The sequence below is a fragment of the Staphylococcus sp. SM3655 genome (assembly GCF_016917315.1).
Classification (GTDB): Bacteria; Bacillota; Bacilli; order Staphylococcales; family Staphylococcaceae; genus Staphylococcus; species Staphylococcus aureus.
Genome location: NZ_CP070305.1, coordinates 1,863,586 through 1,890,558, shown reverse-complemented (window position 1 = coordinate 1,890,558; position 26,973 = coordinate 1,863,586). Strand labels below are relative to the sequence as shown.

Here is a 26,973-nt window from a genome sequence, read left to right as displayed (position 1 = left end):
ATCCAAAAATAAAACCCCATGTTAAGGATATCAATCTACTTCAGATATCCTTATACATGGGGTTTAAATCATTATCTAATAACAGCACCTTGTTCAATTAATGCTGCTTCAATTTCCGCTTGTACTTTTGAAACGCGCTCATCTGTCAATGTTTCTTCTGTGTCTAAATAATTTAAACGTATTGCAATTGATTTTTTACCTTTTTCTAAATGTTCGCCCTGATATACATCAAAGACAAGTGTATCTTTTAATATATTGCCACCGTGTGCATGAATCGTTGATAATAAATCAGCTGCTGGAATATTTTGATCTACTTCTAATGCAATGTCACGAGACATGCCTGGGAATCTCGGAATTGGCTGGTAATTAATGTAACCTACCGACACAGACATTAATGCATCAAAATTCAACTCAAAAACATACGTACGTTTTAAATCATTATCAGCTGCTAATGTTGGATGTAATTCACCAATAAAACCAACAATTTTATTTTCTAATAAGATTTCAGCTGTACGACCTGGATGTAATCCATCAATATCGGCACGACGATAACTAAATTCAAGGTTTAACTTTTCAGATACTCGATCCACGACACCTTTTGCTAAATAGAAATCAACCGTTTCTTTCTTACCTTGCCATTGATTGACTACATAATCTCCAGTTAAAATACCACTTAAATATTCAACTTGATCTGGTAGTTCACCTTCTCCATTAGCAAAGAAGACATTGCCGATTTCAAATAATTTTACATCTTTATTTTTGCGTGCCACATTATATGATGCCGCTTCGATTAAATGTGGTAATAAACTTTGACGTAATGACGCATGCGCTTCACTCATTGGCATCAATAAATCAATTGTTTGACGCTGTTGCATCGAAAATGCAGTAGCATCTTCTTTAGAAACTAACGAATACGTAATAGCTTGATCTAATCCAGCACCTTCTAACACTTCTTTAACCATTCTCGTTTTATATTGGCGATCAGTTAGCTGACCACTAGTAACTTTTTCGAAGACAGGTAACGTTGATGGAATATCGTCGTAACCATATATACGTGCAACTTCTTCAATTAAATCTTCTTTAATTGTAATATCTTTACGACGTGATGGTACTTGCACTGTAATAACATCATCATTTATTTCTGTATCAAACCCTAGTTGATTAAAAATAGTAACAATATCATTTTGTGACAAATCAAATCCAATAGTGCGATTAATTTTATCAGCAGTGATGTCGATTGGTGTAATAAATGCACCAAGTTCTCCTGAAGACACTCTATCTTTTAGCACTTTTCCGTTTGCATAAGTTTGTAATAAATAACATGCACGGTCGACTGCTTCATCTACAAATTCAGTAGCTATTCCTTTTTCAAAACGACTAGATGATTCACTGCGTAAATTTAAACGTCTTGATGTATGACGAATTGAAACTGGATCAAAAATAGCACCTTCAATCACTATATTTGATGTTTGTTCTTTAACTTCTGAAAAATCGCCACCCATAACACCAGCTAATGCAATTGGAGTTTGTCCATTAGTAATGACAATATCGCTTGTTAATAATTCACGTTCTGTACCATCTAATGTTGTCATTTTTTCGCCTTCATTAGCTTGACGAACAACAATTTGTTGTGAACCAATCGCATCTTGATCAAACATGTGCAATGGTTGACCGTATTCTAATAACACATAATTTGAAATGTCAACAACATTATTAATAGGACGTATACCCGCTTTTATTAAGCGTGCTTGCATCCAAATTGGCGAGGGTTCAATTGTCACGTCGTGAACAACACGTGCACTATAATATGGTACTTTATCTTCATTTTCTATTGTCACAGTCAGTTCATTATTTGCAGATAACTCAAGCTCATTTGATGTTGTGTCTGGCTTAGTCATTTTTGTATTATATAATGCTGCAACTTCATAAGCAGTACCTATCATACTTAAAGCATCAGCACGATTCGGCGTTAAATCAAATTCCATTACTTGATCATCTAAATATAAAGCTTGTAAGGCATCTGTTCCTGGAACTTGGGCTTCACTAAATACATAGATACCAGATTCAAACGTTTTTGGTACATAATTACTTGAAATACCAATTTCTTGTAACGAACAAATCATACCTTCTGAACGTTCACCGCGTAATTTGGCACGCTTAATTTTAATACCACCAGGCAATCTGCCACCTACTTTAGCAACAATGACATATTGTCCTGCATCAACGTTCGGTGCACCACAAACGATTTGTACAGGTTCGTCTTCTCCGATATCAACTTGGCAAACATTTAATTTATCAGCATCAGGATGTTTCTCTTTTGACTTAACGAAGCCGACAACTAAATTTTTGATATCTTTTGTGTAGTCAATTAAATCATCCACTTCAATACCTGTGCGCGTAATACGTTCTGCCAAATTACTTACAGAATCATCGATTGTTACATATTCTTTCAACCATTCATTTGATATCAACATTACATGTCACCTCTATCTTCTACCGCTTTAAATTGATCTAAAAATCTCACATCATTAGTATAGAAATGACGAATATCTTCTATACCATATTTCAACATTGCAATACGGTCTGGTCCCATACCAAATGCAAATCCAGAGTACTCTGAAGAATCAAAACCAGCCATTTCTAATACATTAGGATGTACCATTCCAGCACCTAAAATTTCAATCCATCCTGTGTGTTTACACACATTACAACCTTTTCCTTTACATTTAAAACATGACACATCAACTTCTACAGAAGGTTCAGTGAATGGGAAGTAACTTGGACGTAAACGAATTTCACGATCAGCACCAAATAATTTCTTAGCTAACAATTCTAAAGTGCCTTTCAAATCACTCATTTTAACGTTTTTATCAACAACTAATCCTTCGATTTGTGTAAATTGATGACTATGTGTCGCATCATCAGAGTCACGACGATACACTTTACCAGGGCAAATAATTTTAACTGGACCTTGACCATGACGTGATTCCATCGTACGTGCCTGCACTGGTGATGTATGCGTACGTAATAAAATTTCATCCGTAATATAGAAACTATCTTGCATATCACGTGCAGGGTGTGATTTAGGTAAATTCAGCATTTCGAAGTTATAATGATCTTGTTCAACTTCATATCCATTCACAATTTCATAACCTAAACCTAAGAATAAGTCTTCAATTTCTTCTATTGTACGTGTTAATGGATGCTTTGAACCGATTTCAATATGACGACCTGGTAATGATACATCAATTGTTTCTTCAGCCAATTGCTTATTTAATTTTTCTTTAACTAACATCTGTTGTCTTTCATCTAATTCATTTTGAATTGTTTGACGCAATTCATTCACTTTTTGACCAAACGCAGGTTTCTCTTCATTCGGCAAATCCTTCATCAATTTCATTAGTCCGCTAACTGACCCTTTTTTACCTAAGTATTTCACTTTAACTTCTTGCAGTGCACGTTCATCATTTGCTTCATTAATATCTACAAGCGCTTGTTGTTTTAACTCTGACATTGTTTGTTGTTCAGACATATGTCACTGACCTCCCTATTCGAACTATTCATTTTATATTTATCATATTTGTTGTTTAACTAAAAAAAGACTTTCATCCTCTTAAAAAATAAGGGACGAAAGTCATTTCCGTGGTACCACCCAAATTTATGCCTAAGCATACACTTGTTTAATATTGATAACGGATTGTCTTTCCGACTTAAATCTCTTTAAGTAACCAAAAAGGTGAAAAGACTTTAAATAATTGGAATAACTTGCAGTCACGATTATTCTCCCTAAAACAATTATTTATATAAATGTCCATGCCTTTTTATTGGTTTATATTCAATTGTGTATGCAATCACGTAGAAATGTTCTGTTAAACAATTAATTATAATTATATCGGAAAACTTTCAACACGGTCAACCTTTCAAATGATAAAGTAAAATACTACCTGCAATCGCTACATTTAAACTTTCAGCTTTACCATAAATAGGTATGATTAAATTTTGTGTAGTATGTGCTAATAATTCAGGATTAACACCTTCTCCCTCATTACCTAATAGTAATGCAAAAGAATCACTTGAAGTAACTTCTTTGTATGCCACTGCGTTTTCAAGTGCTGTACCATAAACAGGACCATTAAATTGAGTAATAAACGTATCGAGATCTTGTGTCATAACTGGCAAATGGAAAACACTACCTTGACTCGCTCGCAACACTTTATCTTGATAAGGATCTGTCGTACCCTTCTCCATTATTACAGCATCCATTCCAGCTGCATCCGCAGTTCTAATTAATGTGCCTAAATTTCCAGGATCTTGAACACGATCGATGAGCAATACTTGTTGTGCTTTAGAAATATCATAATGCGGCTTCTCAATGATTGCGAAAAACCCTTGTGGTGTCACTGTACCTGATAAAGATTCAGCAACTTTCATGTTTATTTCAAAAACTTCTTGCGCGTATGCGATAATTTGCTGATCTAATCTTACCGGTTCAATTGCAAATAATTGTGTAATTACAATTCCACTTTGATAAGCTTCTTCAATTAAATGCACACCTTCAATTAAAGCTAATCCAGTTTTATCCCTCTCACGTTTCTTTTTTAGCTTGTTCGCTTGTTTAATTCTATTATTTTGTGCAGAAGTAATTTGTTCCATTGATAGCTCCTCGCTTTATTTTTAAAAATAAAAATATTAATCATTAATAAGATGAAAACATTTGATTGTATAGTTAATATTAATTAATCGCTTTTATCACTCATAATATTTCAAATTGCATAAATTTCTTTTATCGATACTACTACTATAAATCATACGCCCCAAAATATCATTATTAATTCTTTTCTTCTTCAAAATAAATCAAAATGATATAATTGATGATTATTTTCAAAGCATATTCAAATCAAACTATGTTTTAGCAATTTGTTGTTAGCATGTTTGTGTTCATTAAAAAAACGACCATCATCGGTATCATGTATGGTCGTTACAAAAGCTAACAATACCAATTGTCATAACAAGTACTGCAACCTCTTTAAATTCAATTATTTCATGTAACTATAGCCTATATCATATGTAATTACTTTGTTATTGATAATCGGGCTACTTTCATCTTCATTTTTACTTCTAACATGTTTATGCGCTGCTTTAAAGACATCAGATTTTAACCAATCCGTAAAAGCTTGCTTTGATTTCCAAACTGTTAAAATTTTCACTTCATCAAAATCTTCTTGTTCTAAAGTTTGTGTAACAAACATGCCATCAAAGCCTTCTAATGTTTCAATCCCATGTCTCGTATAAAATCGTTCTATAATATCTTTTGCTGTTCCTTTTGTTAACGTCAGCCTATTTTCTGCCATAAATTTCATAATTATCCTCTTTTCTGTTTAACTTACCTTAATTATTTTTGCGACAACAACAATTCTTTTCGTTGTTTCACTATATGCATCTTCGCAGGTTGATAAAGTCATTATTTTATCTTTTACCGTTACATTAACATCTGAATTAATTACAGATTTACGTTTTGTCTCATCTAAAAATTGTTGATAATCTTGATCATTTTCAAAATCTGTACGTATGTAATTATCTTTAGTAGTAGTTTTATATGCACTAAATACTTGCAATTGATATTTACCATATTTATTGTCAAATTCAATTATCTTGTGTTTTTCATAAAACGATTGCTTTAAATAATCTTCTAACACATCAAACATCGTATTATCACCGACATGGTGCCCGTATAAAATAGTATTATGATTTAAATTCTTCAATTCATTTCTAAAATCCATAAAAATACTACCTTTACGTCGATGTTCTCGCTCAAAATCCAAATTTAAATAATCGTGATTTGTCTTACCTTGTAGTACTGGATAATTTAATGATGTTTCTGATAATTTTATCCATCCAACAATGTCTTTATTTATTTTTTCAAGTGATTCAAATTGTGGTCTCACATGTGCTTGATGTTTGCTCATCAGCATTTGAAATTTTTGTTGTAATTTCTCATAATTTGCGCGTTCTTGCTTGTCTTCAATATATGTTTGAACAATTTTGTAACCAAAAATGATAATAATTACAACCAATAAAATTTGTACAATAGTTAAAAATCGCTTCATTCTCATAAAAATCCTCTTTTATTAACGACGTTTCTTCAGTCATCACTAAACCAGTTGTTGTACCGTTTTAGATTCGATTTCGTTGACTTTGACAAATTAAGTAAATTAGCATTGGACCACCGACAATCATTAAAATAGCATTGGCTGGAATTTCTAAAGGAGGCTGTATCACTCGTCCTAATAAATCAGCCACTAACAATAGCCATGCACCAATAACTGTAGAAAACGGAATAAGTACTCTGTAATTGCCCCCAACTAGCTTTCTAACCACATGTGGCACAATAATACCTAAAAAGGCTAGTTGTCCAACAATCGCAACAGTTGCACTTGCTAAAAATACTGCTAATAAACCTGTTAACCATCTGTAACGATCAATATTAAAACCGATACTTCGCGCTTGTATGTCGTCTAAATTTAGTAAATTCAATTTAGGGGACAATAGTAATGTTAATATTAATCCCAATAATGCTGATACTGCTAATATGTATACGTCGCTCCATATTTTCATTGTTAAGCCTTGAGGAATTTTCATTAAAGGGTTTTGAGTTAAAATTTCTAAAACACCATTTAATAATACGAATAACGCAACACCTACTAATATCATACTTACAGCATTGAATCTAAATTTAGAATGCAACAATATAATTATTAAAAATGGTATTAAACCTCCAATAAAACTTAATAATGGTAAGTAAAAGTACAATTGTGGAATAAACAACATACAAAGTGCTCTCATTATAAGTGCACCTGAAGAAACGCCAATGATATTCGCCTCTGCCAAAGGATTTTGTAGTGCTGCTTGTAATAATGCTCCAGAAACTGCTAACATTGCGCCAACCATTAATGCAATTAATATACGTGGCAATCGCAAATCAATGATTGAATCCACTGCTTCATTGCTACCAGTTGTAAATTTTGTAATTAGGTCATTAAATGACAATTTAATTGTACCGGTTACAAACGAAATATAAGCAGTTGCGATTAAAATGACTAACAAACATAAAAATAGTAGTTTCTTTTTATTTTTTATCATCATATCAGCTCACTATTTTTTATCCTTATAAAATAAATCATATAATTGAGTCATTGCCTTATCAGCATCAACATTTGCTGTAATACCGAATGGCACTTCCTCTAAGTCATAAACATGATTATTTTTCACAGCTTTAAAATGTTTCCAAATATCATTCTGTTTAAATTCTTTTTGAAACATTTTCTTAACTTCTTCAGGCATTCCGTGTGGTAATCTTAAAATAATATCTGGATTGATATTCAACAAATTTTCAGTATTAGACGAAATATATTGACGATCTTTCACTTTAATAACATTTTCTCCACCTGCTATTTTAACTAAATCACCAATATATGATTTATCAGTTGCTACTAAATAGCTACCCGGTACACCCATTAATATTAATACTTTGGGATGTTTCTTTTGTTTAGCTGCTTTATTTTCAATTTTTTGCTTTACAGAATTTAAATGGTCATTTAATTCTTTTGCTTGTGCTTTACGATTAAATTGATCACCTAATTGTGTAATCGACTTTTGCATCCCTTTTAAACTATCAAAATCATAAAAGTAGCCTTTCATATTTAATTGTTTGTAAAATGGTTGCATTTCATCTTTAATCGTTGACACACTCAAAACATGTGTTGGTTTTAACTTTTTAACAGCTTCAACATTCGGCTCCATTGGTTGACCAATTTCCGGTACATCTTTATAACGATTAGGCAATGTCTTATATGACGTGGGTTTGCCGACAATTGGTAAATCCAATTTGTCCAATGTCATTGTCAATGCAACAGTTGTTGGTACGATTCTGAATTCGCCGGATTTAGTTGATTCTTGAGAACTGGAAGATTGACAGCTGGTTAAGATAACGACGCTTATCACTAAAATGGTTAAATACTTTATGATTCTCAAACTTGGTTACCTCTCTTTCTGCTGTATAAATGTGCCGAAATAAGTAAAATAGTTGCTAACACAATGCCAGCTGCAAATAAAATATATTGCTTTTTATGATTTGGTTCATCAAGTTCTTTAATATCACTAGATAATTGACTATTATTCTTGCTATCATCATCTCTATTAAAAGCTGGTAACGCTTTTTCTTTTTCAACTACTTTTTTCTTTTCCTTTTTTGATTTTTCATCTTTATGTTTCGGTTGCTCTTTGTGATTATTTTCAACCTTTTTTACTGTTGGAGGGCTATTTTCAACTTTTAATGTACCTGATGCTTTAGGTCGCTCATTTTCAATCTTTTTATTACTGTCTTGTTGCACTTTATCTTTTTGTACAGGAATATCATTTAATCCTTTTTCAGTTAAAAGGCTAGTACGTCTTTCCTTAATGTCTGATTTTTGACTATCTTTTTTGTCATCAATATCTTTTTTAAGCTGATCTTGATTATTTTCTTGATTTTGATGTTTTGAAGGCACTTCTTTTGCATCATCATGTTGAACTTTTTTCTCTTTAAAATGAATAGAATACACCATTTCTTTGTTATCTAGATCTTTCTTTTCAGCCAATGTTTTAACATGCATATCGATTTTATCCATATGCTGTTCAATTAAAATTCTTACTATTGTGTCATTCTTTTCATCTTTTATAACAAATGGAAATTCTTCATTTTTGTCATTTTGAAAAACAAGTTGTTCTTTATCAATTTGACCTTTTAGCTTTACTTGCAAGTAAATTTTACCAGTCATATCTGAAATCAATTGCGCCTTTTCGTCAACTAGTTGTTGTTCCTCAGTTACATTTTTATTTTCTTGATTAAAAATTAGTAACTCTAACGCTTTATTCTCTTTTATCTTTTCATCAAAAATTGATGTAGTTAATTCTGTTTTATCTTTTGCTTCAGGTTGATTAAATTTGGCTGATGGATATTTTATCTCATCAGCCAACACGCTACCAATCATTGTTGTATAAGTAAGTATACCTATGCTAATAATAGCTATAATAGATTTTGTAGCAATTTGTTTAACATTTCTCATTATTCCACATTGCCTTTAGATTTTTTTCTAACAAACAATGTGATTGCGATTAATAATGCTACGGATGCAACTGGTATTGCATATATATATGCAGGTGTACCAGCATTTGTTTGTGGATTTTCTACTTTGTCTTTATTCGAACTGTTAGATTCACTTTGACCAGTAGTCGTTCCATCAGATCCTTTGTCACTACCTGAAGCAGAATTTTTATCATCTTTACCTGGTGCATTAGCACCTGCTACATCAGTTGGTCCATTAAATTTATATGTAATGTTGTAATGATGGTCATATTTGAATGGCTTACCATTTACTTTTTCATCGATATAAACGTCAATTTTTCCATCTATTTTACCGTTCAACTTACTTACTTCAAATTCAGAAGTGCGTTCATCTTTGGCAGTGTTTTTACTAATAATATTTTCTTTATGTCCTTCGATACTCATTCCAGTAATCCAATGACTGTGGTTGACAGTTATTTGAACATACAATTTACCATTTTTCTTAATGTACTTTGCCGGTTTATTAAAATAGTCATTAGCAATTGACGTGTCATTGGTATTGTATTTGTAAACCTCATAATTCAAAGTACCGCTATCTGCGGCATTTGCAGAATTACTGAATGTCGCGATGATGATAATTAACGCTAAAATCGTTGTATTAAAAACTTTTAAAATATTTTTCAAAACATAATCCTCCTTTTTATGATTGCTTTTAAGTCTTTAGTAAAATCATAAATAATAATGATTATCATTGTCAATATTTATTTTATAATCAATTTATTATTGTTATACGAAAATAGATGTGCTAGTATAATTGATAACCATTATCAATTGCAATGGTTAATCATCTCATATAACAACACATAATTTGTATCCTTAGGAGGAAAACAACATGACAAAACATTATTTAAACAGTAAGTATCAATCAGAACAACGTTCATCAGCTATGAAAAAGATTACAATGGGTACAGCATCTATCATTTTAGGTTCCCTTGTATACATAGGCGCAGACAGCCAACAAGTCAATGCGGCAACAGAAGCTACGAACGCAACTAATAATCAAAGCACACAAGTTTCTCAAGCAACATCACAACCAATTAATTTCCAAGTGCAAAAAGATGGCTCTTCAGAGAAGTCACACATGGATGACTATATGCAACACCCTGGTAAAGTAATTAAACAAAATAATAAATATTATTTCCAAACCGTGTTAAACAATGCATCATTCTGGAAAGAATACAAATTTTACAATGCAAACAATCAAGAATTAGCAACAACTGTTGTTAACGATAATAAAAAAGCGGATACTAGAACAATCAATGTTGCAGTTGAACCTGGATATAAGAGCTTAACTACTAAAGTACATATTGTCGTGCCACAAATTAATTACAATCATAGATATACTACGCATTTGGAATTTGAAAAAGCAATTCCTACATTAGCTGACGCAGCAAAACCAAACAATGTTAAACCGGTTCAACCAAAACCAGCTCAACCTAAAACACCTACTGAGCAAACTAAACCAGTTCAACCTAAAGTTGAAAAAGTTAAACCTACTGTAACTACAACAAGCAAAGTTGAAGACAATCACTCTACTAAAGTTGTAAGTACTGAAACAACAAAAGATCAAACTAAAACACAAACTGCTCATACAGTTAAAACAGCACAAACAGCTCAAGAACAAAATAAAGTTCAAACACCTGTTAAAGATGTTGCAACAGCGAAATCTGAAAGCAACAATCAAGCTGTAAGTGATAATAAATCACAACAAACTAACAAAGTTACAAAACAAAACGAAACGCCTAAACAAGCATCTAAAGCTAAAGAATTACCAAAAACTGGTTTAACTTCAGTTGATAACTTTATTAGCACAGTTGCCTTCGCAACACTTGCCCTTTTAGGTTCATTATCTTTATTACTTTTCAAAAGAAAAGAATCTAAATAAATCATCGTCACACTCATAACTTAATATATTTTTTATTTTAAATTTTATTTAACCTATGTCATAGATATTTCATAATCTATAACATAGGTTATTTTTTTATAAAATAACGTTGCAATTAACTACCATTTCAATGTACAATACAAGTAATCAATTGATAATGATTATCAGTTGATAATATACAATTAGGAGTTGTTTCTACAACATGAACAAACAGCAAAAAGAATTTAAATCATTTTATTCAATTAGAAAGTCATCACTAGGCGTTGCATCTGTAGCGATTAGTACACTTTTATTATTAATGTCAAATGGCGAAGCACAAGCAGCTGAAGAAACAGGTGGTACAAATACAGAAGCACAACCAAAAACTGAAGCAGTTGCAAGTCCAACAACAACATCTGAAAAAGCTCCAGAAACTAAACCAGTAGCTAATGCTGTCTCAGTATCTAATAAAGAAGTTGAGGCCCCTACTTCTGAAACAAAAGAAGCTAAAGAAGTTAAAGAAGTTAAAGCCCCTAAGGAAACAAAAGCAGTTAAACCAGCAACAAAAGCCGATAACAATACATATCCTATTTTGAATCAGGAACTTAGAGAAGCGATTAAAAACCCTGCAATAAAAGATAAAGATCATAGCGCACCAAACTCTCGTCCAATTGATTTTGAAATGAAAAAAGAAAATGGTGAGCAACAATTTTATCATTATGCCAGCTCTGTTAAACCTGCTAGAGTTATTTTCACTGATTCAAAACCAGAAATTGAATTAGGATTACAATCAGGTCAATTTTGGAGAAAATTTGAAGTTTATGAAGGTGACAAAAAGTTGCCAATTAAATTAGTATCATACGATACTGTTAAAGATTATGCTTACATTCGCTTCTCTGTTTCAAATGGAACAAAAGCTGTTAAAATTGTTAGTTCAACACACTTCAATAACAAAGAAGAAAAATACGATTACACATTAATGGAATTCGCACAACCAATTTATAACAGTGCAGATAAATTCAAAACTGAAGAAGATTATAAAGCTGAAAAATTATTAGCGCCATATAAAAAAGCGAAAACACTAGAAAGACAAGTTTATGAATTAAATAAAATTCAAGATAAACTTCCTGAAAAATTAAAGGCTGAGTACAAGAAGAAATTAGAGGATACAAAGAAAGCTTTAGATGAGCAAGTGAAATCAGCTATTACTGAATTCCAAAATGTACAACCAACAAATGAAAAAATGACTGATTTACAAGATACAAAATATGTTGTTTATGAAAGTGTTGAGAATAACGAATCTATGATGGATACTTTTGTTAAACACCCTATTAAAACAGGTATGCTTAACGGCAAAAAATATATGGTCATGGAAACTACTAATGACGATTACTGGAAAGATTTCATGGTTGAAGGTCAACGTGTTAGAACTATAAGCAAAGATGCTAAAAATAATACTAGAACAATTATTTTCCCATATGTTGAAGGTAAAACTCTATATGATGCTATCGTTAAAGTTCACGTAAAAACGATTGATTATGATGGACAATACCATGTCAGAATCGTTGATAAAGAAGCATTTACAAAAGCCAATACCGATAAATCTAACAAAAAAGAACAACAAGATAACTCAGCTAAGAAGGAAGCTACTCCAGCTACGCCTAGCAAACCAACACCATCACCTGTTGAAAAAGAATCACAAAAACAAGACAGCCAAAAAGATGACAATAAACAATTACCAAGTGTTGAAAAAGAAAATGACGCATCTAGTGAGTCAGGTAAAGACAAAACGCCTGCTACAAAACCAGCTAAAGGTGAAGTAGAATCAAGTAGTACAACTCCAACTAAGGTAGTATCTACGACTCAAAATGTTGCAAAACCAACAACTGCTTCATCAAAAACAACAAAAGATGTTGTTCAAACTTCAGCAGGTTCTAGCGAAGCAAAAGATAGTGCTCCATTACAAAAAGCAAACATTAAAAACACAAATGATGGACACACTCAAAGCCAAAACAATAAAAATACACAAGAAAATAAAGCAAAATCATTACCACAAACTGGTGAAGAATCAAATAAAGATATGACATTACCATTAATGGCATTATTAGCTTTAAGTAGCATCGTTGCATTCGTATTACCTAGAAAACGTAAAAACTAATTAATCGTCTTTATATTTAATTATTAAATTAACAAATTTTAAATGGCGGATGAGGTATCCTGTTACCTCGTTCGCCAATTATTTTTCGCAATATAAAAAGTCCCACTTAAAACAATCATTTTAAGCGGGACTTTTTATATTGAGTAACTAAAATTATTTAGCTGCTACTTCTTCGCCATTGTAAGAACCACAGTTTTTACATACACGGTGTGATAATTTGTATTCGCCACAGTTTGGGCATTCAGTCATACCTGGTACTGAAATTTTGAAATGCGTACGACGTTTGTTTTTTCTAGTTTTAGAAGTTCTTCTTTTTGGTACTGCCATGATATATCCTCCTTAGATTATAAACGAAAAATACTAAATGTTAGTTTAATTAACAACATTATATCATTAATTAAACTACTTATTGCTCTTTATCATATAATTGTTGTAATTTTTGAAGCCTTGGATCAACTTGTCGTGATTCTGAATCATCTTGTTCTTGCTGTTTAGCAAGCTCATCTAATTGATCCTCATCGATTACTTCCCAACCATTACCTACTGTCAACATTTGGTCACTTTGCTCTGAATAAGCTCTCATTGGTTTCTCAATAATAACTATATCCTCGACAATATCCTGAAGATTAACCATACCATCTTTAATAATGTGATAGTGTTCATCTACATCATCTTGATCATCGTTATACTGATTGTACCCTTCTAAATCAAATACTTCTGTAGTAGTTACATCTAGTGGGACTTTTACTGGTACAAGAGTACGTGCACAAGGCATTGTATACGTTCCAGTAATGTGAATATCCGCAACGACTTCTGTTGACTTAATGGTTAACTGACCTTGGATTGTAATTGGAGATAAATCAATTAAATCTAATGATTCTTTTAAATTGTCAAAACTCACCGTTTGATCAAATTCAAATGGCTTACCTTGATATTTCCTTAATTGCGTAATTGACCATTTCATATGGCTTCACCTCTAACAAGCACAAAATTTATTTTAACTTTCTAAGAACAAGTTGTCAAGATTTTTTCTTAACATATCATGTTCTGTTACAATATTAATAATGAATACCGAAAGGACGAATTGCAAATGAAAAGCGTTGGCTTAATCACAGAATATAATCCCTTTCATAATGGGCATCAATATCATATTAATCAATCTAAAAAACTTACAAATGCTGACGTTACTATTGCAATAATGAGTGGTAACTTTGTCATGCGTGGCGAACCAGCAATCTATAATAAGTTTACTCGTGCAAAAATGGCATTATCAACAGCTGATTTAGTTATCGAACTACCAGCAACTGCCAGTTTATCATCTGGCGATCATTTTGCCGAACTAGCAGTTAAAGTCGCAGATTATATGAGTGTCGATACAATTGCATTTGGTAGTGAAAATAATGATATCAAAACATTAAAGCAATTAGCACACAGCATTAATGAAATTGAACAATCTGAATCCTTTTCACAAAAAGTAAAAGAAGGTAAAAGCTACCCTCGTATCATTAGCGAATTATTAGAGCATCATGAAGCACTAGCAAGTCCTAACAACATACTTGGTATTAGTTACCTGAAAGCAATTGCTAAAAATGCTAAAAACATCAATGCAATTTCTATCAAACGAGAAAATGCTCAACATCATGATTCATTAATTCAACACCATCAGTTTGCAAGTGGTACATCTATTAGAACATCAATCATTAGTCAAGATGATCATTGGCATCATGTGGTACCTAAAGATATTCAACACTTGTACGTAACACCTCATATAACATTAAATCAAATATTTCCATATTTGAAATATCAAATCATAGCTATGACTACAGATTCATTAAAAAATATTTATACTGTTACTGAAGGTTTTGAAAATCGTTTGAAATCTAACATTTATGAAGCAACTGATTTTCATCATTTTGTAAAATTACTAAAAACAAAGCGTTATACATATACGCATATCCAAAGACTGTTAATGAATGTATTATTAAACATTAAACCTACAGATGTTACGAGAAACATTCACGCAGTTAAAGTATTAGCGATGAACGACCGTGGCAGACAATATTTAAAGCATTTAAAAACAGCGTTCCCAGAAAGACAATATATAACCAATATTAACAAAAGCAATGCACATTACTTCACAAATGAAATCAAAGCAACACACATATACAATGCAATAAGCGGGCAACAACAAACAGATTTCAACACGCCTGTCATACAGCAATATCGTTAACAAATGAAAACAGTATTTTAGGATTGTAAACCATGATAAACCTAAAATACTGTTATTTTATTACTTAAATTTCTTCTTCAATGCCTTTTCAACATAAGGTGGAACGAATTCAGAAATATCTGCTCGATAAGCTGCAACTTCTTTAACAATACTTGAACTTATAAATGAATAATTAGTACTAGACATCATATATAACGTTTCAATTTCATTGTTCAACTTTTTATTCATTGAAGTTAAGCGTAATTCATATTCAAAATCACTGACTGCTCTTAAACCACGTATGATTGTTTTAGCTCCTACTTGTTCACAATAATCGACTAGTAAACCACTAAATTGATGAACCTTGACATTAGGTAAATGTTTAACAGATTGTTCAATTAAATCCATACGCTCTTCTAAACTAAACGTACCTTCTTTTTTACTATTTTTAAGAACACAGACATGAATTTCATCAAATCTATCTGTACTTCTCTCAATAATGTCTAAATGACCATAAGTAATGGGGTCAAAACTACCCGGAATGACCGCTATTGTATGTTCCATGCTATTCTCCCTTTTCTAATAACAATGTGTCTGTCAACCCATAATGGTAACGTTTAATCATATTAAACGGTTGATAATCTATTTCTTCATGATTGCTAAATTCACAAACGATGATACCATTTTCTTTCAATAAATTAAACTCTGAAATTAGTTTTAAAGCTTTATCAATGAGACCTTTATTATAAGGTGGATCTAAGAAAATGACATCAAATTGAATATCACGTTTTGACAATGCTTTTAAAGCTCTATCTGCATTATTTTTATAAACTTCAGATTGTGCCTCTAAATCCAAATTCGCAAGATTTGATTTAATAACTTTTACAGCTTTAAAATTTTGATCAACAAAGATTACCTTATCCATACCTCGAGAGAGTGCTTCTATTCCAAGCGCCCCGCTTCCTGCAAATAAATCTAAACCTATACCTGACACATCATATAAACTATTAAAGATACCTTCTTTAACTTTATCCATAGTTGGTCTCGTATTACGGCCTTCCATACTTTCTAAAGCTTTACTTTTATGTTTACCTGCAATGACGCGCATGTTGTTCACACTTCCAATTCATTTAGTTATTTAATATAATTTATTGAGAAAAAGGAGAATGATAAACCAATGAAACAAACATTTATTACACTTGGTGAAGGTCTAACAGATTTGTTCGAATTCATGACGATGATTGAATATAACCATCAACGTATTGATAAAATTATCTATTTTCATTCACCACAAGCTGAAAATAAAAAGTCATCTGTAGCAATCATTATGAACCCTACAACTGGCAATCATTTCCAAGCATTTTATATCATGATTAACGCTATTAAATATCCATATCCAGATTCAAATAAAAAGTTTCAAATGATTAATGATTGTGCTGAAAAATTCGACATACCTATTTTAGGTATCGATGTACAGCCCCCTCAAGCATTTCATGATTTATCGTTATATTATAATTATTTAATTAGTGTGTTAAGGCTCCAAAAATGGATACCAGAACTTCAATAATATTAATTATATATTTCGTGTTTCTCTTTTTCGTAAGTTTTCTTTAAGTATTTATATGGTGAGCCATCAATGTGTCTAACGTATTTAAGTTGCATTAGTTTATGTACAATTTGATCAACATCCTGCTCATTCACATACATAATTACAAATTTACGATCTCTATTTGAATGAACGATATGTCCATATTTTCGGATTTGTCGTTCATGTTTCATATGTTTTAAATAAACTACAATACTAGTTCTTGGGATTAAATTCATTTAAACCTCACTCCATTTATTTTCAGCATTAATCATATCATGTCTTTATTAATTTTAAAATATTAAGCTACCTTAATTATGTCTTATGTAATTGCTCGATAAATGTATTTAGATTATATTAAACATCATTATATTAATTCAATTTTCAAGAGCATCACTATATGATTAACCACACATTTCGCTGTAGTCAGAACTATGATTTTGTTAAGCTATAAAAGTAAACGAGGAGGAATTTTCTATGAAAAAAGTAAACAGAAACATTTTAAATGCGGTACTAGTCGGTGCTGGATTTTTAAGTAGTCTATTAATGATCAATAAAAATAAAGTGATTACTAAAAAGCAAACCATCCCTGCTTTTTTCAAAGGCAATGCACCATATATATTTGCGCATCGCGGTGGTATGGCTTTAAGACCAGAGCAAACGCAACTTGCATTTGACTATGCTAAACAATTAGGCGTTGATGGCTTTGAAACAGATGTGAGACTCACAAAAGATCAACAGCTTATCGTTTTTCATGACGCAACTGTTGATAGAACGACGAACGGCTCTGGAAAAGTTAGTGCCCATACATTAGCAGAATTAAAGAAATTAGACGCAGCTTATCACTTCAAAGATATCAATGGACAAACACCATATCGTGGTCATGCACACACAGCTATACTAACCTTCGATGAGTTGCTGAAGCAATATCCTGATATGTATATAAACGTAGACTTAAAAGATGCTCCTGAATCCTATGAAGGCTCAATCGCACCACAAATTATGTTTGATACAATTGCAGAAAATCAAGCATTTGACCGCGTTCTTGTGACAAGTTTTTATAAAGAACAAATCGTTCGTTTTAATAAAATTGCACAAGGATCCGTCGCAATTGGTGCTAGCCAACAGGAAGTTACAGAAGCATTTTTAAAATATCATTTATTAGGTGGTAGGTACTACCAACCATTAGCACAAACGTTCCAAATGCCTACTCATTTTAAAGGCATTGATTTGACTTCATCTCGTTTTATCAAATGGTTAAATGATATGAATATCATTCCAGGCTATTATGGCGTAAATAGTATAGATCTGATGAATGATTTATACCAAAAAGGTGCACACACGATTGTGACAGATCGACCAGATTTAGCACAACAATTCAAACAAACAATCCCGAATAAATAAAAACATCGAGTCAGATGCTAGTTAGTGGTTTCAATAACCACCTTTTTCTGACTCGATGTTTTTTATAATGAACAATTACAGGATCCGCCCGTCGCACAACCACTATGTGATGTTTGAAAGAATGGATTACCTGTTTCTATTTTGACATGTTCTGAAACAGCGTACGCAATTTTCGTAACAACTTCATCTATTAAATGTTGAAGTGCCATTTCCCTAGCTTTGTAATGCATCACAACGTCAAGCATCTCATATGCTCTTTTGCGTTGTCTTGTCTCTAACATAACTTTCTTATAATCAGGATGATATTTCCCGAATCGCATTACTTCATCATATTTCTCTTTTGATTTTAAAAATGATTGATAAAGTAAATGTGCTTCGTCATTGTTTTCGAGCGCCTGTTTAGCTTGCTCAAATGATGCATAAATATCTGATGCAACTATCATATCAGCTAGTTCATCAATATCATCTAATATCGCTAGTGAAGCTTCATTAATCATAAATACCCCTCATTGTTATTTTTCTAAGAAAATTAGTGAATAATAATCTCTCATTACATCTCCACCCATCTCATCGTATTTTGAATTTAATAGACGAGATCGATGTATATCTGAATTCATCCAACTATGGATTAATGTTGGTACATCATTAAACGCATAACCAACATTTTGAGCAGTTGTTTTATAAGTAACGTGATTTTTATCTAATTGCCCTCTTAATGCGTCCTCTGTAAATTCAACACTATCAGAACCATTAGAGGTCGCTTCATATAAGTTATTAGATGCAATATGTGCTAAATCGCTATTGATTTTCAATGGTTTTAATCCTTTTAATTTTCTCATTTCATTCGTTACTTCATAAAGAGAAATTAATTGATTTGGATTTTGCTCAACTGGACGCTTATTATGCTCTTCTGACGTAGAATTAGAATTTAATTGATAAGGTTCAATATCTGCTAACATTTCTTTTGTTAAAAATCGTACACTTAGCACCTTTTTCGATTGTTGATCAGAATACACTTGTGCATATATGTCGCCATATTTAATCAGTGTTTGTGTTTTTAAATCTTCATCTGAAAGTTCAAATTCATATTTTTTACCATCAACTTTAAAGGACGGTTCTGGATTAATACTTGTATGATTAAAAATTTCTGCAGAATGTTGTCCTATTTTTAACGGACTAACATTGACTTTCTCACCTGTAGCATACACTGAAACGATCTCTTCACGTTTAGTTGAAACAATGTAATAACTGTTTTTGTCTTTAAACACATAATTTTTGTAACCATCTCTAAAAGGGTAGACACGATCTGCTTGTCCAAATTTAGAAGTAAGCACTTTAATATCTTTACCTACCCATGTACCAACACCTTCTTTAGGCTTTGGATTTTCAGCATGGTTATTTGATTTATTCACCTGTTCAGATCTATTTACTTTATTACCTTTATTCGGGTTCTCTAATACATCAAATTTTAATCTCGGTGAATAAAAAAGATATATTAAAAATCCAACTAAAAATAATACACCGACGACTCTTATAATTAACTTTTTCATCAATCAACCACCTAAAAAGTATTAATACTATTGTAAAAAACAACACATTAATTAGCAAATTTTCAACACTGACATAACTGTGTCGTTTCGATAAAACAAAATCATCTTCAGGCATAATTTTAACGTCATAAAGATTTTCCCTACACTCTATATCATAACCTATCTTTATGTTTTCAGGTTGAATTTCATTATTAAGATTAAAATATGTATAAAAAAATGGACAGTTAAGGTATCAAATGAATACCATCAACTGTCCGACTATTCTTCATCAAAAAACCTGATAAAACAAATTGCCTTATCAGATTAGTATCATTTGTATAAGCATATTAATGACCAAATGTTGCTTTAATCAGTGATGTCGTTTCTCCACCTGGATATAATACATATAATAATAAGTAAACTGCTACACCTGTAATTGCAGTACAGAACCATATAACTGAAGCGAATGGCCCGAATTTGCGGTGTACATTATATTTATCTTTAAATGCAGTAATAATTTGAACTAGGCCTAGAATACCACCAATTGTTGCTAAATTAATGTGGAAAAATAAGAAAATCGTATAATATTTCTTAATTGATGCTGGTCCGCCAAATGCTGTATTACCGATAAAAATCGTTCTACTTGCATAGATTAAGAAAAAAGTTAAAGCAAAAACAGCTGCAGCTAACATAACATTTTTGTGTTTATTTATTTCCCTTTTCCAAATAAGTCTCCAACCAATGGCAATTAAAATTGCACTAATGACAATACATGTCGTACTAATCGTTGGTAAAATTGGAACGCCCATATTTTTCATCCTAACTTAATTAATCTAGATCAAAGTAAGTAATGAAACAATCACAGCTAACACGAAAAAGATCACTAAATAATTTAGTGAATATATAAACATTTGTGTTGCCCATTTTGTTTGATCTGAATTTTTCTTAAATGTTGTTAAACCTAATGCAATCCATCCTAAATTTAATAATGTAGCTAACACTACGAATACGACACCTAAATTTATTAGTAATAAAGGTACTGGCAATAAAATAATCAACCAGATAAACATACTGACACGTGTACGTTTAAAGCCCTTAACTGATGGTAACATTGGAATATTTGCAAGTGCATATTCATCTTTACGTTTAATAGCTAAGGCATAAAAATGAATTGGTTGCCAACAAAATACAACTAAAAACAGCGCAATCGCTGTTAAACTAATTTGTCCTTCAATTGCAACCCATCCAATTAGTGGTGGTACTGCTCCAGGAAAACTCCCAATCACTGTGTTCCATGTTGTATGTCTTTTAGACCATATTGAGTAATAAGACACATAACCTACAATCCCCATAAGACCAAGTACGCCTGATGGTATATTCAATAAAAACAAACAAATTTCTCCAACTAACATCATACCAAAACTTAATAGTAATAAATTTTGATCTGTAATTCTATTATTTACAGTTGGTCTATTTTGTTTACTAGGCATAATACGATCAATATCTTGGTCGTAATAATTATTTAACGCACATGCGCCACCCATAATTAAAGTAGATCCAAATAGCATTAATAAAATTTGAGGTATTGATGATAAGAAGGAATGATTTGTCATTACAACTGCTAGCCATGCGCCCGCAAAAGCCGGAATTAAGTTACCTTGAACAAGTCCCATTTTAATTATCTGTTGCAATTCTTTGAAGTTAACTCTGCTAATATTTTGTGACAAAGTATGCTCTTTGCTCATAATCCCCCTCCTTAAATTTGTTCATATAAGATTATGATATCATAGATTGCATAAAAAGACTAGGTTTAATAAAATTAAAATGTGACAAATTAACGACAAGAGAAAATGTCAATTTTGTGACACAAATAACATTTAATTTATTGCTATAATGTATATGTTAGAAAATTTTAATAAGTAGAATCATGCATCTAAAAGAGATTAATATTTAAGCTTCAAATTTGAGTAAACGTGGATTACATAATTATCCCAATAAAAAAATCATTACGATTAAGTTCTTTTTATGTCGTCCACATACAATACTTGTAAAATTAAATCATATTTCCTGCGTTGGATCCCATCTTTTCATATCCTACAATCAGGTCAATTTATAGTATCATCTCAAATCCGGCTATTAATTCTAATTCTCAGTGATGCGTTTTTTTATGATGGGGTGTATAAATTGTTTGGCAAAAAGAATTTAAAATGGTTAGGTGTCGTAGCAACGTTAATGATGACATTTGTACAACTTGGTGGAGCCTTGGTTACCAAAACCGGATCAGCTGATGGTTGTGGTTCTTCTTGGCCACTATGTCATGGTGCGTTGATTCCAGAATTCTTTCCTATTGATACGATTATTGAGTTAAGTCATAGAGCCGTTTCAGCTTTGTCTTTATTAATGGTCTTATGGTTAGTTATCACTGCATGGAAACATATAGGCTATATTAAAGAAATTAAACCTTTATCAATCATTAGTGTTGGATTCTTATTATTGCAAGCATTAATCGGAGCTGCTGCTGTTATTTGGCAACAAAACGATTACGTTTTAGCATTGCACTTTGGTATATCATTAATCAGTTTCTCATCTGTATTTTTAATAACATTGATTATTTTCTCTATAGATCAAAAATATGAAGCTGACGAATTATATATCAAAAAGCCATTAAGACGTTTAACATGGTTAATGGCAATCATCATTTATTGTGGTGTTTATACTGGTGCACTAGTGAGACATGCGGATGCAAGTTTAGCATATGGTGGTTGGCCATTGCCATTCCACGATCTTGTACCACATTCAGAACAAGATTGGGTTCAACTCACGCATCGTATCATGGCTTTTATAGTGTTTACGATTATTATGATTACTTATATTCACGCTGTTAAAAATTATCCAAATAACCGTACTGTTCATTATGGTTATACAGCTGCATTTATACTTGTTATATTACAAGTTATCACAGGTGCATTATCTATTATGACAAATGTTAACCTGATAATCGCACTTTTCCATGCATTATTTATCACTTATTTATTTGGTATGACAACATACTTTATCATGCTAATGTTACGATCAGTAAGAAGTGACAAGCAATAACAAAAAAGCAAACCGTAATTTTAATGGCACGCCCATTAAAATTACGGTTTTTTTATATCAATATTTAAAATTAAACCTAAGCCATGTAAAAACGAGATTACACGTCAATTGTTGTGTAATCTCGTTTTATTTTAATCATTTAAGTCAGTTGCTTTTTCAATTTCGATTAATAAATCGCCTGTCGCTATTGTGTCACCATTATTTACAGTTACTTGTTTAATCACACCGTCAAATGGTGCTTGAATTGTTGTTTCCATTTTCATAGCTTCAGTAATTAGCAACGGCTGGTTAGCTTTCACAGATTCACCTACACTAACCTTGACTTCAGTTACTGAACCTGGCATTTGCGCACCGATATGACTTGGATTACTCTTATCTGCTTTTGGCTTAACGTTCGCATTTGTATGCACATTTTCATCTTTAATGTAAATACGTCTCGCTTGACCATTCATCGCATAGTAAATCGTTCTATTACCATTTTCATCTGGTTCACTAATCGTTTCTAGTTTAATAATTAATCGTTTACCTTTATCGATTTCGATTTCTACTGTTTCACCATTACGCATTCCAAAGAAGAATGTAGGCGTATCAAGTAACGATAAGTTTCCGTATTGATTTCTAGTTTGAATATATTGTTCATATACTTTTGGATATAGTACATAACTAATAATATCTTGCTCCGTAACAGGACCTTGTTGCTCTTCTTCAAGCAACTCACGGACTTTTTCAAAATCAACTGGCTCTAGATATTCACCTGGACGAGCTGTTAGTGCTTCTTGGCCTTTTAAAATAACCGCTTGTAAATCTTTATTAAAACCATTTACAGGTTGTCCTATTTCACCTTTGAAGAACGACACTACTGATTCTGGAAAATCTAATTTATAGCCATCTGTAATCACGGATTGTTCATCAAGATCATTTTGTACCATATAAAGTGCCATATCACCAACTACTTTAGACGATGGTGTTACTTTTACGATATCACCAAATAAGAAATTCACTCTGCGATACATATCTTTAACTTCATCAAATCTTTCGCCTAAACCTAAACTTTTAGCTTGTTGGCTTAAATTCGAATACTGTCCACCAGGCATTTCATGTTGATAAATTTCAGTATTCGGTGATTTGATATCACTTTCAAAGTCTGAATAATAAGTACGTACAGTTGACCAATAATGACTAAGTGACTCCATACCTTCAATATCAGTTCTAAGGTGACGCGGGAAGCCATTTAATGCATAATATAACGAATTGGCGCTTGGCTGACTTGTTAAACCACTCATTGAAGCAACAGCAGTATCAATGATATCGACACCAGCATCTATTGCTTGTTTGTATGTTAATAAACCATTACCACTTGTATCATGAGTGTGAAGATGAATTGGTAAATCTACAGCTGATTTCAACTCACCAATCAATTCGTAAGCGGCTTTAGGTTTTAATAAGCCTGCCATATCTTTAATCGCTAAAATATGGAAACCTTCACGTTCTAACTCTTTAGCTAGTTTGACATAATACTCTAAAGTATAAATGTTTGATCGCTCAGGATTTAAAATGTCACCTGTATAACAAATAGTACCTTCAGAGATTTTGCCCGCTTCTTGTACTGCTTCATTGGCAACTTTCATTTGATCTACCCAGTTTAATGAATCGAAAATTCTAAAGACATCTATGCCTGCTTTAGCACTTTCTTGTACGAATTTATGAATAACATTATCAGGATAGTTTTTATAACCAACTGCGTTTGAAGCACGTAACAACATTTGGAATAATACATTTGGGATAGCTTTACGTAGACGTTCAAGTCGTTCCCATGGGTTTTCCTTCAAGAAATTATATGCCACATCAAATGTAGCACCGCCCCACATTTCTAGTGAGAAACCATCTTTAAATACGTCCGCTGTTTTGGATGCGATATTAATCATATCCTTAGTTCTAACTCGTGTAGCTAATAATGATTGGTGTGCATCTCTAAAGGTTGTATCTGTTAGTAAGACATCATCCTGCTTTTTAACCCATTCAGCTACACCTTTTGGACCTACTTCATCAAGCAATTGTTTCGTACCACTAAATGAAGCGATTTTACTTGAAGATACAGTTGGAATTGATGCTAATTCATAGTCTGGTTTCGGACGTTTCTCAACATTTGGGAAACCATTAATTGTTACATTACCTATATATTCTAATGTTTTAGTACCTCTAGCTAGAGACGGCTGAATGTCGAAAAGTTCTGGTGTTTCTTCAATAAATTTAGTTGTGTAATCACCACTTGTGAACTTTTTATTCTTCATTACATTAATTAAGAATGGAATATTAGTTTTAACACCACGAATACGCATTTCTCGTAATGAACGTACCATTTTTTCTTCTGCTTGTTTAAAAGATATCGCGTGTGTAGATAATTTTACGAGTAATGAATCATAATAAGGTGATATCTCAGCACCTTGGAAACCATCTCCAGCATCAAGACGTACACCAAAGCCACCGCTTGAACGATAAGCAATGATTGTTCCAGTATCCGGCATGAAATCATTTAACGGATCTTCTGTTGTAATACGACATTGGATGGCATAGCCTAATGTTGTAATATCTTTTTGTTGCGGCATATTAATCTCTTCACCAAATAAATCGGCACCTGCTGCAACTAAAATTTGTGTCTTAACAATATCAATTCCTGTTACCATCTCTGTAATTGTATGCTCTACTTGTACACGAGGGTTAACTTCTATAAAGAAGAATTCGTCACCAGATACTAGAAATTCAACAGTACCTGCATTGACATATTTAATATTTTCCATCAATTGAATTGCAGCATCACAAATACGTTGACGTAATGTTGATGATAATCCAACTGATGGTGCAACTTCTACAACTTTTTGATGACGACGTTGTACTGAACAATCACGTTCAAATAAGTGTACGATATTTCCATGTTCGTCACCTATGACTTGTACTTCAATATGCTTTGGATTATCAATGTATCTTTCTATGTAAACTTCACTATTACCAAATGATTTTTCTGCTTCTGATTTTGCTCTATGGAAAGCATCTTCTAATTCACTTTCTTCACGAACGATTCTCATACCTTTACCGCCGCCACCACTTGTGGCTTTAATCATTAGCGGGAAACCAGCTTCTTCTGCAAATTCTTTTGCTAATTCATATGATTTAATTGGACCGTCTGTACCAGGAATAACTGGTAAATCTGCCTTGATAGCCGTTGTACGAGCTTTAACTTTATCTCCAAACATATCTAAATGTTCTAAATGAGGACCAATAAATTTAATTCCTTCTTCTGCACAACGACGCGCAAATTGTTCATTTTCACTTAAAAATCCATAGCCAGGATGAATCGCATCCACATTCGCTTGTTTTGCTACATCAATGATACGCTCAATATTTAAATAACTTTCAGCAGGACCTAAATCACTTCCAACTAAATAGGATTCATCTGCTTTATATCTATGTAATGAACTTTTGTCTTCATTCGAATAAATTGCAACTGTGCTGATGTCTAATTCTGCCGCCGCTCTGAATATACGAATTGCAATTTCTCCACGGTTAGCAACAAGTAACTTTTTTATTTGTTTCAATAGCGATACACTCCTCAAACTATTAGAATTTTCTAACTAATTAGATAATAAAATTTTATCTTAAAGCGCTCTGTTTTGCTATAGTTATGTTTCAAATTTTCAAAATTTAACATTCTTGAGACAATTAAAACCTCCGCTTCAGAAATAATAATTTCAAAAATGACTATGCAACAACAGGTAGTTCACGTTTTTGTTGTGAAACATTTTCGATTTCTACAACTCTAAAAAATTAAAAATAAAATTGCAAAACATCAACATTTATTATCAATAGCGATAACTTTATCTTATCATCATGATTCTAATTTCGCCACCACATTTAGTAATTTTTAGTCATAAAATTTAGTTATAATTATACGTTGTTTTGTTTATAAA

At 32.1% G+C, this 26,973-nt stretch carries 26 protein-coding genes; 6 read left to right on the top strand and 20 right to left on the bottom strand.

Annotated features, from left to right (window positions below; translation table 11 throughout):
- Window positions 1-71: 71 nt before the first annotated feature.
- The 10 genes from pheT to isdC form a co-directional block, all read right to left on the bottom strand.
- Window positions 72-2,474, bottom strand: a complete 2,403-nt coding sequence (gene pheT, locus JQN76_RS09295) for a phenylalanine--tRNA ligase subunit beta (RefSeq protein ID WP_000909004.1) — start codon at window positions 2,472-2,474, stop codon at window positions 72-74.
- Window positions 2,474-3,532 carry a phenylalanine--tRNA ligase subunit alpha gene (gene pheS / locus JQN76_RS09290; RefSeq protein WP_000003566.1) on the bottom strand — a complete coding sequence of 353 codons (1,059 nt, stop codon included), beginning with the start codon at window positions 3,530-3,532 and terminating at the stop codon, window positions 2,474-2,476. The genes pheT and pheS overlap by 1 nt, the downstream gene beginning before the upstream one ends.
- Window positions 3,533-3,912: 380 nt before the next feature.
- On the bottom strand, window positions 3,913-4,653 hold the full coding sequence (locus JQN76_RS09285) for a TrmH family RNA methyltransferase (RefSeq protein ID WP_000435384.1): 741 nt from the start codon (window positions 4,651-4,653) through the stop codon (window positions 3,913-3,915).
- A 239-nt stretch (window positions 4,654-4,892) separates the two neighbouring features.
- Window positions 4,893-5,000, bottom strand: coding sequence for a hypothetical protein (locus JQN76_RS09280; protein ID WP_001788617.1), 108 nt, complete (start codon window positions 4,998-5,000; stop codon window positions 4,893-4,895).
- A gap of 36 nt (window positions 5,001-5,036) precedes the next feature.
- Window positions 5,037-5,360: a staphylobilin-forming heme oxygenase IsdG gene (gene isdG / locus JQN76_RS09275; RefSeq protein ID WP_000670950.1), complete on the bottom strand. Its 324-nt coding sequence runs from the start codon at window positions 5,358-5,360 to the stop codon at window positions 5,037-5,039.
- An 18-nt stretch (window positions 5,361-5,378) separates the two neighbouring features.
- On the bottom strand, window positions 5,379-6,113 hold the full coding sequence (gene srtB, locus JQN76_RS09270; protein ID WP_001242409.1) for a class B sortase: 735 nt from the start codon (window positions 6,111-6,113) through the stop codon (window positions 5,379-5,381).
- A gap of 61 nt (window positions 6,114-6,174) precedes the next feature.
- The gene (gene isdF / locus JQN76_RS09265; protein ID WP_000594541.1) at window positions 6,175-7,140 is read right to left on the bottom strand and encodes a hemin ABC transporter permease protein IsdF; all 966 of its coding nucleotides are present in this window, start codon (window positions 7,138-7,140) and stop codon (window positions 6,175-6,177) included.
- 12 nt (window positions 7,141-7,152) lie between these two features.
- Complete coding sequence (gene isdE, locus JQN76_RS09260) at window positions 7,153-8,031, bottom strand: heme ABC transporter substrate-binding protein IsdE (RefSeq protein ID WP_001220199.1); 879 nt, start codon at window positions 8,029-8,031, stop codon at window positions 7,153-7,155.
- Complete coding sequence (gene isdD / locus JQN76_RS09255) at window positions 8,028-9,104, bottom strand: iron-regulated surface determinant protein IsdD (protein ID WP_001246684.1); 1,077 nt, start codon at window positions 9,102-9,104, stop codon at window positions 8,028-8,030. The genes isdE and isdD overlap by 4 nt, the downstream gene beginning before the upstream one ends.
- Window positions 9,104-9,787, bottom strand: coding sequence for a heme uptake protein IsdC (gene isdC, locus JQN76_RS09250; protein ID WP_000789822.1), 684 nt, complete (start codon window positions 9,785-9,787; stop codon window positions 9,104-9,106). Before isdC ends, isdD begins: the two co-directional genes overlap by 1 nt.
- Window positions 9,788-9,995: 208 nt before the next feature.
- On the opposite strand from isdC, the gene isdA reads away from it, so the two are divergent.
- Both isdA and isdB read left to right on the top strand, forming a co-directional pair.
- Window positions 9,996-11,048, top strand: a complete 1,053-nt coding sequence (isdA, locus tag JQN76_RS09245) for an LPXTG-anchored heme-scavenging protein IsdA (RefSeq protein ID WP_000160862.1) — start codon at window positions 9,996-9,998, stop codon at window positions 11,046-11,048.
- A gap of 202 nt (window positions 11,049-11,250) precedes the next feature.
- Window positions 11,251-13,185 carry a heme uptake protein IsdB gene (gene isdB / locus JQN76_RS09240; protein ID WP_001041598.1) on the top strand — a complete coding sequence of 645 codons (1,935 nt, stop codon included), beginning with the start codon at window positions 11,251-11,253 and terminating at the stop codon, window positions 13,183-13,185.
- A gap of 153 nt (window positions 13,186-13,338) precedes the next feature.
- On the opposite strand, the gene rpmF is transcribed toward isdB, so the two are convergent.
- Both rpmF and JQN76_RS09230 read right to left on the bottom strand, forming a co-directional pair.
- The gene (gene rpmF, locus JQN76_RS09235) at window positions 13,339-13,512 is read right to left on the bottom strand and encodes a 50S ribosomal protein L32 (RefSeq protein ID WP_000290472.1); all 174 of its coding nucleotides are present in this window, start codon (window positions 13,510-13,512) and stop codon (window positions 13,339-13,341) included.
- A 79-nt stretch (window positions 13,513-13,591) separates the two neighbouring features.
- The gene (locus JQN76_RS09230; RefSeq protein ID WP_000872158.1) at window positions 13,592-14,149 is read right to left on the bottom strand and encodes a YceD family protein; all 558 of its coding nucleotides are present in this window, start codon (window positions 14,147-14,149) and stop codon (window positions 13,592-13,594) included.
- Window positions 14,150-14,275: 126 nt separating this feature from the next.
- Between JQN76_RS09230 and JQN76_RS09225 the strand changes: the two genes are divergently transcribed.
- Window positions 14,276-15,415: a nucleotidyltransferase gene (locus JQN76_RS09225; RefSeq protein WP_000843610.1), complete on the top strand. Its 1,140-nt coding sequence runs from the start codon at window positions 14,276-14,278 to the stop codon at window positions 15,413-15,415.
- A 60-nt stretch (window positions 15,416-15,475) separates the two neighbouring features.
- On the opposite strand, the gene coaD is transcribed toward JQN76_RS09225, so the two are convergent.
- Both coaD and rsmD read right to left on the bottom strand, forming a co-directional pair.
- Entirely contained in the window at window positions 15,476-15,958 is a 483-nt protein-coding gene (coaD, locus tag JQN76_RS09220) for a pantetheine-phosphate adenylyltransferase (RefSeq protein WP_000401377.1), read from the bottom strand.
- A 1-nt stretch (window position 15,959) separates the two neighbouring features.
- Window positions 15,960-16,502: a 16S rRNA (guanine(966)-N(2))-methyltransferase RsmD gene (rsmD, locus tag JQN76_RS09215; protein ID WP_001263796.1), complete on the bottom strand. Its 543-nt coding sequence runs from the start codon at window positions 16,500-16,502 to the stop codon at window positions 15,960-15,962.
- A gap of 69 nt (window positions 16,503-16,571) precedes the next feature.
- On the opposite strand from rsmD, the gene JQN76_RS09210 reads away from it, so the two are divergent.
- Complete coding sequence (locus tag JQN76_RS09210; RefSeq protein ID WP_000814565.1) at window positions 16,572-16,961, top strand: DUF7147 family protein; 390 nt, start codon at window positions 16,572-16,574, stop codon at window positions 16,959-16,961.
- Window positions 16,962-16,963: 2 nt separating this feature from the next.
- Here the strand turns inward: JQN76_RS09210 and JQN76_RS09205 are convergent, their stop codons facing one another.
- Window positions 16,964-17,218 carry a YlbG family protein gene (locus tag JQN76_RS09205; protein ID WP_001049150.1) on the bottom strand — a complete coding sequence of 85 codons (255 nt, stop codon included), beginning with the start codon at window positions 17,216-17,218 and terminating at the stop codon, window positions 16,964-16,966.
- 238 nt (window positions 17,219-17,456) lie between these two features.
- On the opposite strand from JQN76_RS09205, the gene JQN76_RS09200 reads away from it, so the two are divergent.
- Window positions 17,457-18,383, top strand: a complete 927-nt coding sequence (locus JQN76_RS09200) for a lysophosphatidylglycerol phospholipase D (protein ID WP_000757577.1) — start codon at window positions 17,457-17,459, stop codon at window positions 18,381-18,383.
- A 62-nt stretch (window positions 18,384-18,445) separates the two neighbouring features.
- Here JQN76_RS09200 and JQN76_RS09195 read toward each other — a convergent pair whose 3' ends face one another.
- The 4 genes from JQN76_RS09195 to cyoE form a co-directional block, all read right to left on the bottom strand.
- Entirely contained in the window at window positions 18,446-18,880 is a 435-nt protein-coding gene (locus JQN76_RS09195) for a YlbF/YmcA family competence regulator (protein WP_000606480.1), read from the bottom strand.
- A gap of 15 nt (window positions 18,881-18,895) precedes the next feature.
- Entirely contained in the window at window positions 18,896-19,933 is a 1,038-nt protein-coding gene (locus tag JQN76_RS09190) for a CAP-associated domain-containing protein (RefSeq protein WP_000733409.1), read from the bottom strand.
- 326 nt (window positions 19,934-20,259) lie between these two features.
- Window positions 20,260-20,721 (bottom strand): DUF420 domain-containing protein, encoded by a 462-nt coding sequence (locus tag JQN76_RS09185; RefSeq protein ID WP_000538766.1) that lies wholly within the window; start codon window positions 20,719-20,721, stop codon window positions 20,260-20,262.
- Window positions 20,722-20,745: 24 nt separating this feature from the next.
- Window positions 20,746-21,657: a heme o synthase gene (cyoE, locus tag JQN76_RS09180; protein WP_000031401.1), complete on the bottom strand. Its 912-nt coding sequence runs from the start codon at window positions 21,655-21,657 to the stop codon at window positions 20,746-20,748.
- Window positions 21,658-22,096: 439 nt separating this feature from the next.
- Here cyoE and JQN76_RS09175 point away from each other — a divergent pair, with 439 nt between their 5' ends.
- The gene (locus JQN76_RS09175) at window positions 22,097-23,008 is read left to right on the top strand and encodes a COX15/CtaA family protein (RefSeq protein WP_000467123.1); all 912 of its coding nucleotides are present in this window, start codon (window positions 22,097-22,099) and stop codon (window positions 23,006-23,008) included.
- A 131-nt stretch (window positions 23,009-23,139) separates the two neighbouring features.
- Here JQN76_RS09175 and JQN76_RS09170 read toward each other — a convergent pair whose 3' ends face one another.
- Window positions 23,140-26,601 (bottom strand): pyruvate carboxylase, encoded by a 3,462-nt coding sequence (locus JQN76_RS09170; protein WP_205397769.1) that lies wholly within the window; start codon window positions 26,599-26,601, stop codon window positions 23,140-23,142.
- Between the last annotated feature and the right edge of the window lie 372 nt (window positions 26,602-26,973).

Coding starts and splice junctions, on each gene's coding strand:
- JQN76_RS09190 (WP_000733409.1), bottom strand. CDS start 19,933: ATGAAAAAGTTAATTATAAGAGTCGTCGGTGTATTATTTTTAGTTGGA.
- JQN76_RS09210 (WP_000814565.1), top strand. CDS start 16,572: ATGAAACAAACATTTATTACACTTGGTGAAGGTCTAACAGATTTGTTC.
- isdF (WP_000594541.1), bottom strand. CDS start 7,140: ATGATAAAAAATAAAAAGAAACTACTATTTTTATGTTTGTTAGTCATT.
- pheT (WP_000909004.1), bottom strand. CDS start 2,474: ATGTTGATATCAAATGAATGGTTGAAAGAATATGTAACAATCGATGAT.
- JQN76_RS09285 (WP_000435384.1), bottom strand. CDS start 4,653: ATGGAACAAATTACTTCTGCACAAAATAATAGAATTAAACAAGCGAAC.
- rsmD (WP_001263796.1), bottom strand. CDS start 16,502: ATGCGCGTCATTGCAGGTAAACATAAAAGTAAAGCTTTAGAAAGTATG.
- isdA (WP_000160862.1), top strand. CDS start 9,996: ATGACAAAACATTATTTAAACAGTAAGTATCAATCAGAACAACGTTCA.
- isdD (WP_001246684.1), bottom strand. CDS start 9,104: ATGAGAAATGTTAAACAAATTGCTACAAAATCTATTATAGCTATTATT.
- JQN76_RS09225 (WP_000843610.1), top strand. CDS start 14,276: ATGAAAAGCGTTGGCTTAATCACAGAATATAATCCCTTTCATAATGGG.
- JQN76_RS09200 (WP_000757577.1), top strand. CDS start 17,457: ATGAAAAAAGTAAACAGAAACATTTTAAATGCGGTACTAGTCGGTGCT.
- rpmF (WP_000290472.1), bottom strand. CDS start 13,512: ATGGCAGTACCAAAAAGAAGAACTTCTAAAACTAGAAAAAACAAACGT.
- JQN76_RS09205 (WP_001049150.1), bottom strand. CDS start 17,218: ATGAATTTAATCCCAAGAACTAGTATTGTAGTTTATTTAAAACATATG.
- pheS (WP_000003566.1), bottom strand. CDS start 3,532: ATGTCTGAACAACAAACAATGTCAGAGTTAAAACAACAAGCGCTTGTA.
- isdG (WP_000670950.1), bottom strand. CDS start 5,360: ATGAAATTTATGGCAGAAAATAGGCTGACGTTAACAAAAGGAACAGCA.
- JQN76_RS09195 (WP_000606480.1), bottom strand. CDS start 18,880: ATGATTAATGAAGCTTCACTAGCGATATTAGATGATATTGATGAACTA.
- srtB (WP_001242409.1), bottom strand. CDS start 6,113: ATGAGAATGAAGCGATTTTTAACTATTGTACAAATTTTATTGGTTGTA.
- JQN76_RS09230 (WP_000872158.1), bottom strand. CDS start 14,149: ATGAAATGGTCAATTACGCAATTAAGGAAATATCAAGGTAAGCCATTT.
- JQN76_RS09185 (WP_000538766.1), bottom strand. CDS start 20,721: ATGGGCGTTCCAATTTTACCAACGATTAGTACGACATGTATTGTCATT.
- isdB (WP_001041598.1), top strand. CDS start 11,251: ATGAACAAACAGCAAAAAGAATTTAAATCATTTTATTCAATTAGAAAG.
- cyoE (WP_000031401.1), bottom strand. CDS start 21,657: ATGAGCAAAGAGCATACTTTGTCACAAAATATTAGCAGAGTTAACTTC.
- coaD (WP_000401377.1), bottom strand. CDS start 15,958: ATGGAACATACAATAGCGGTCATTCCGGGTAGTTTTGACCCCATTACT.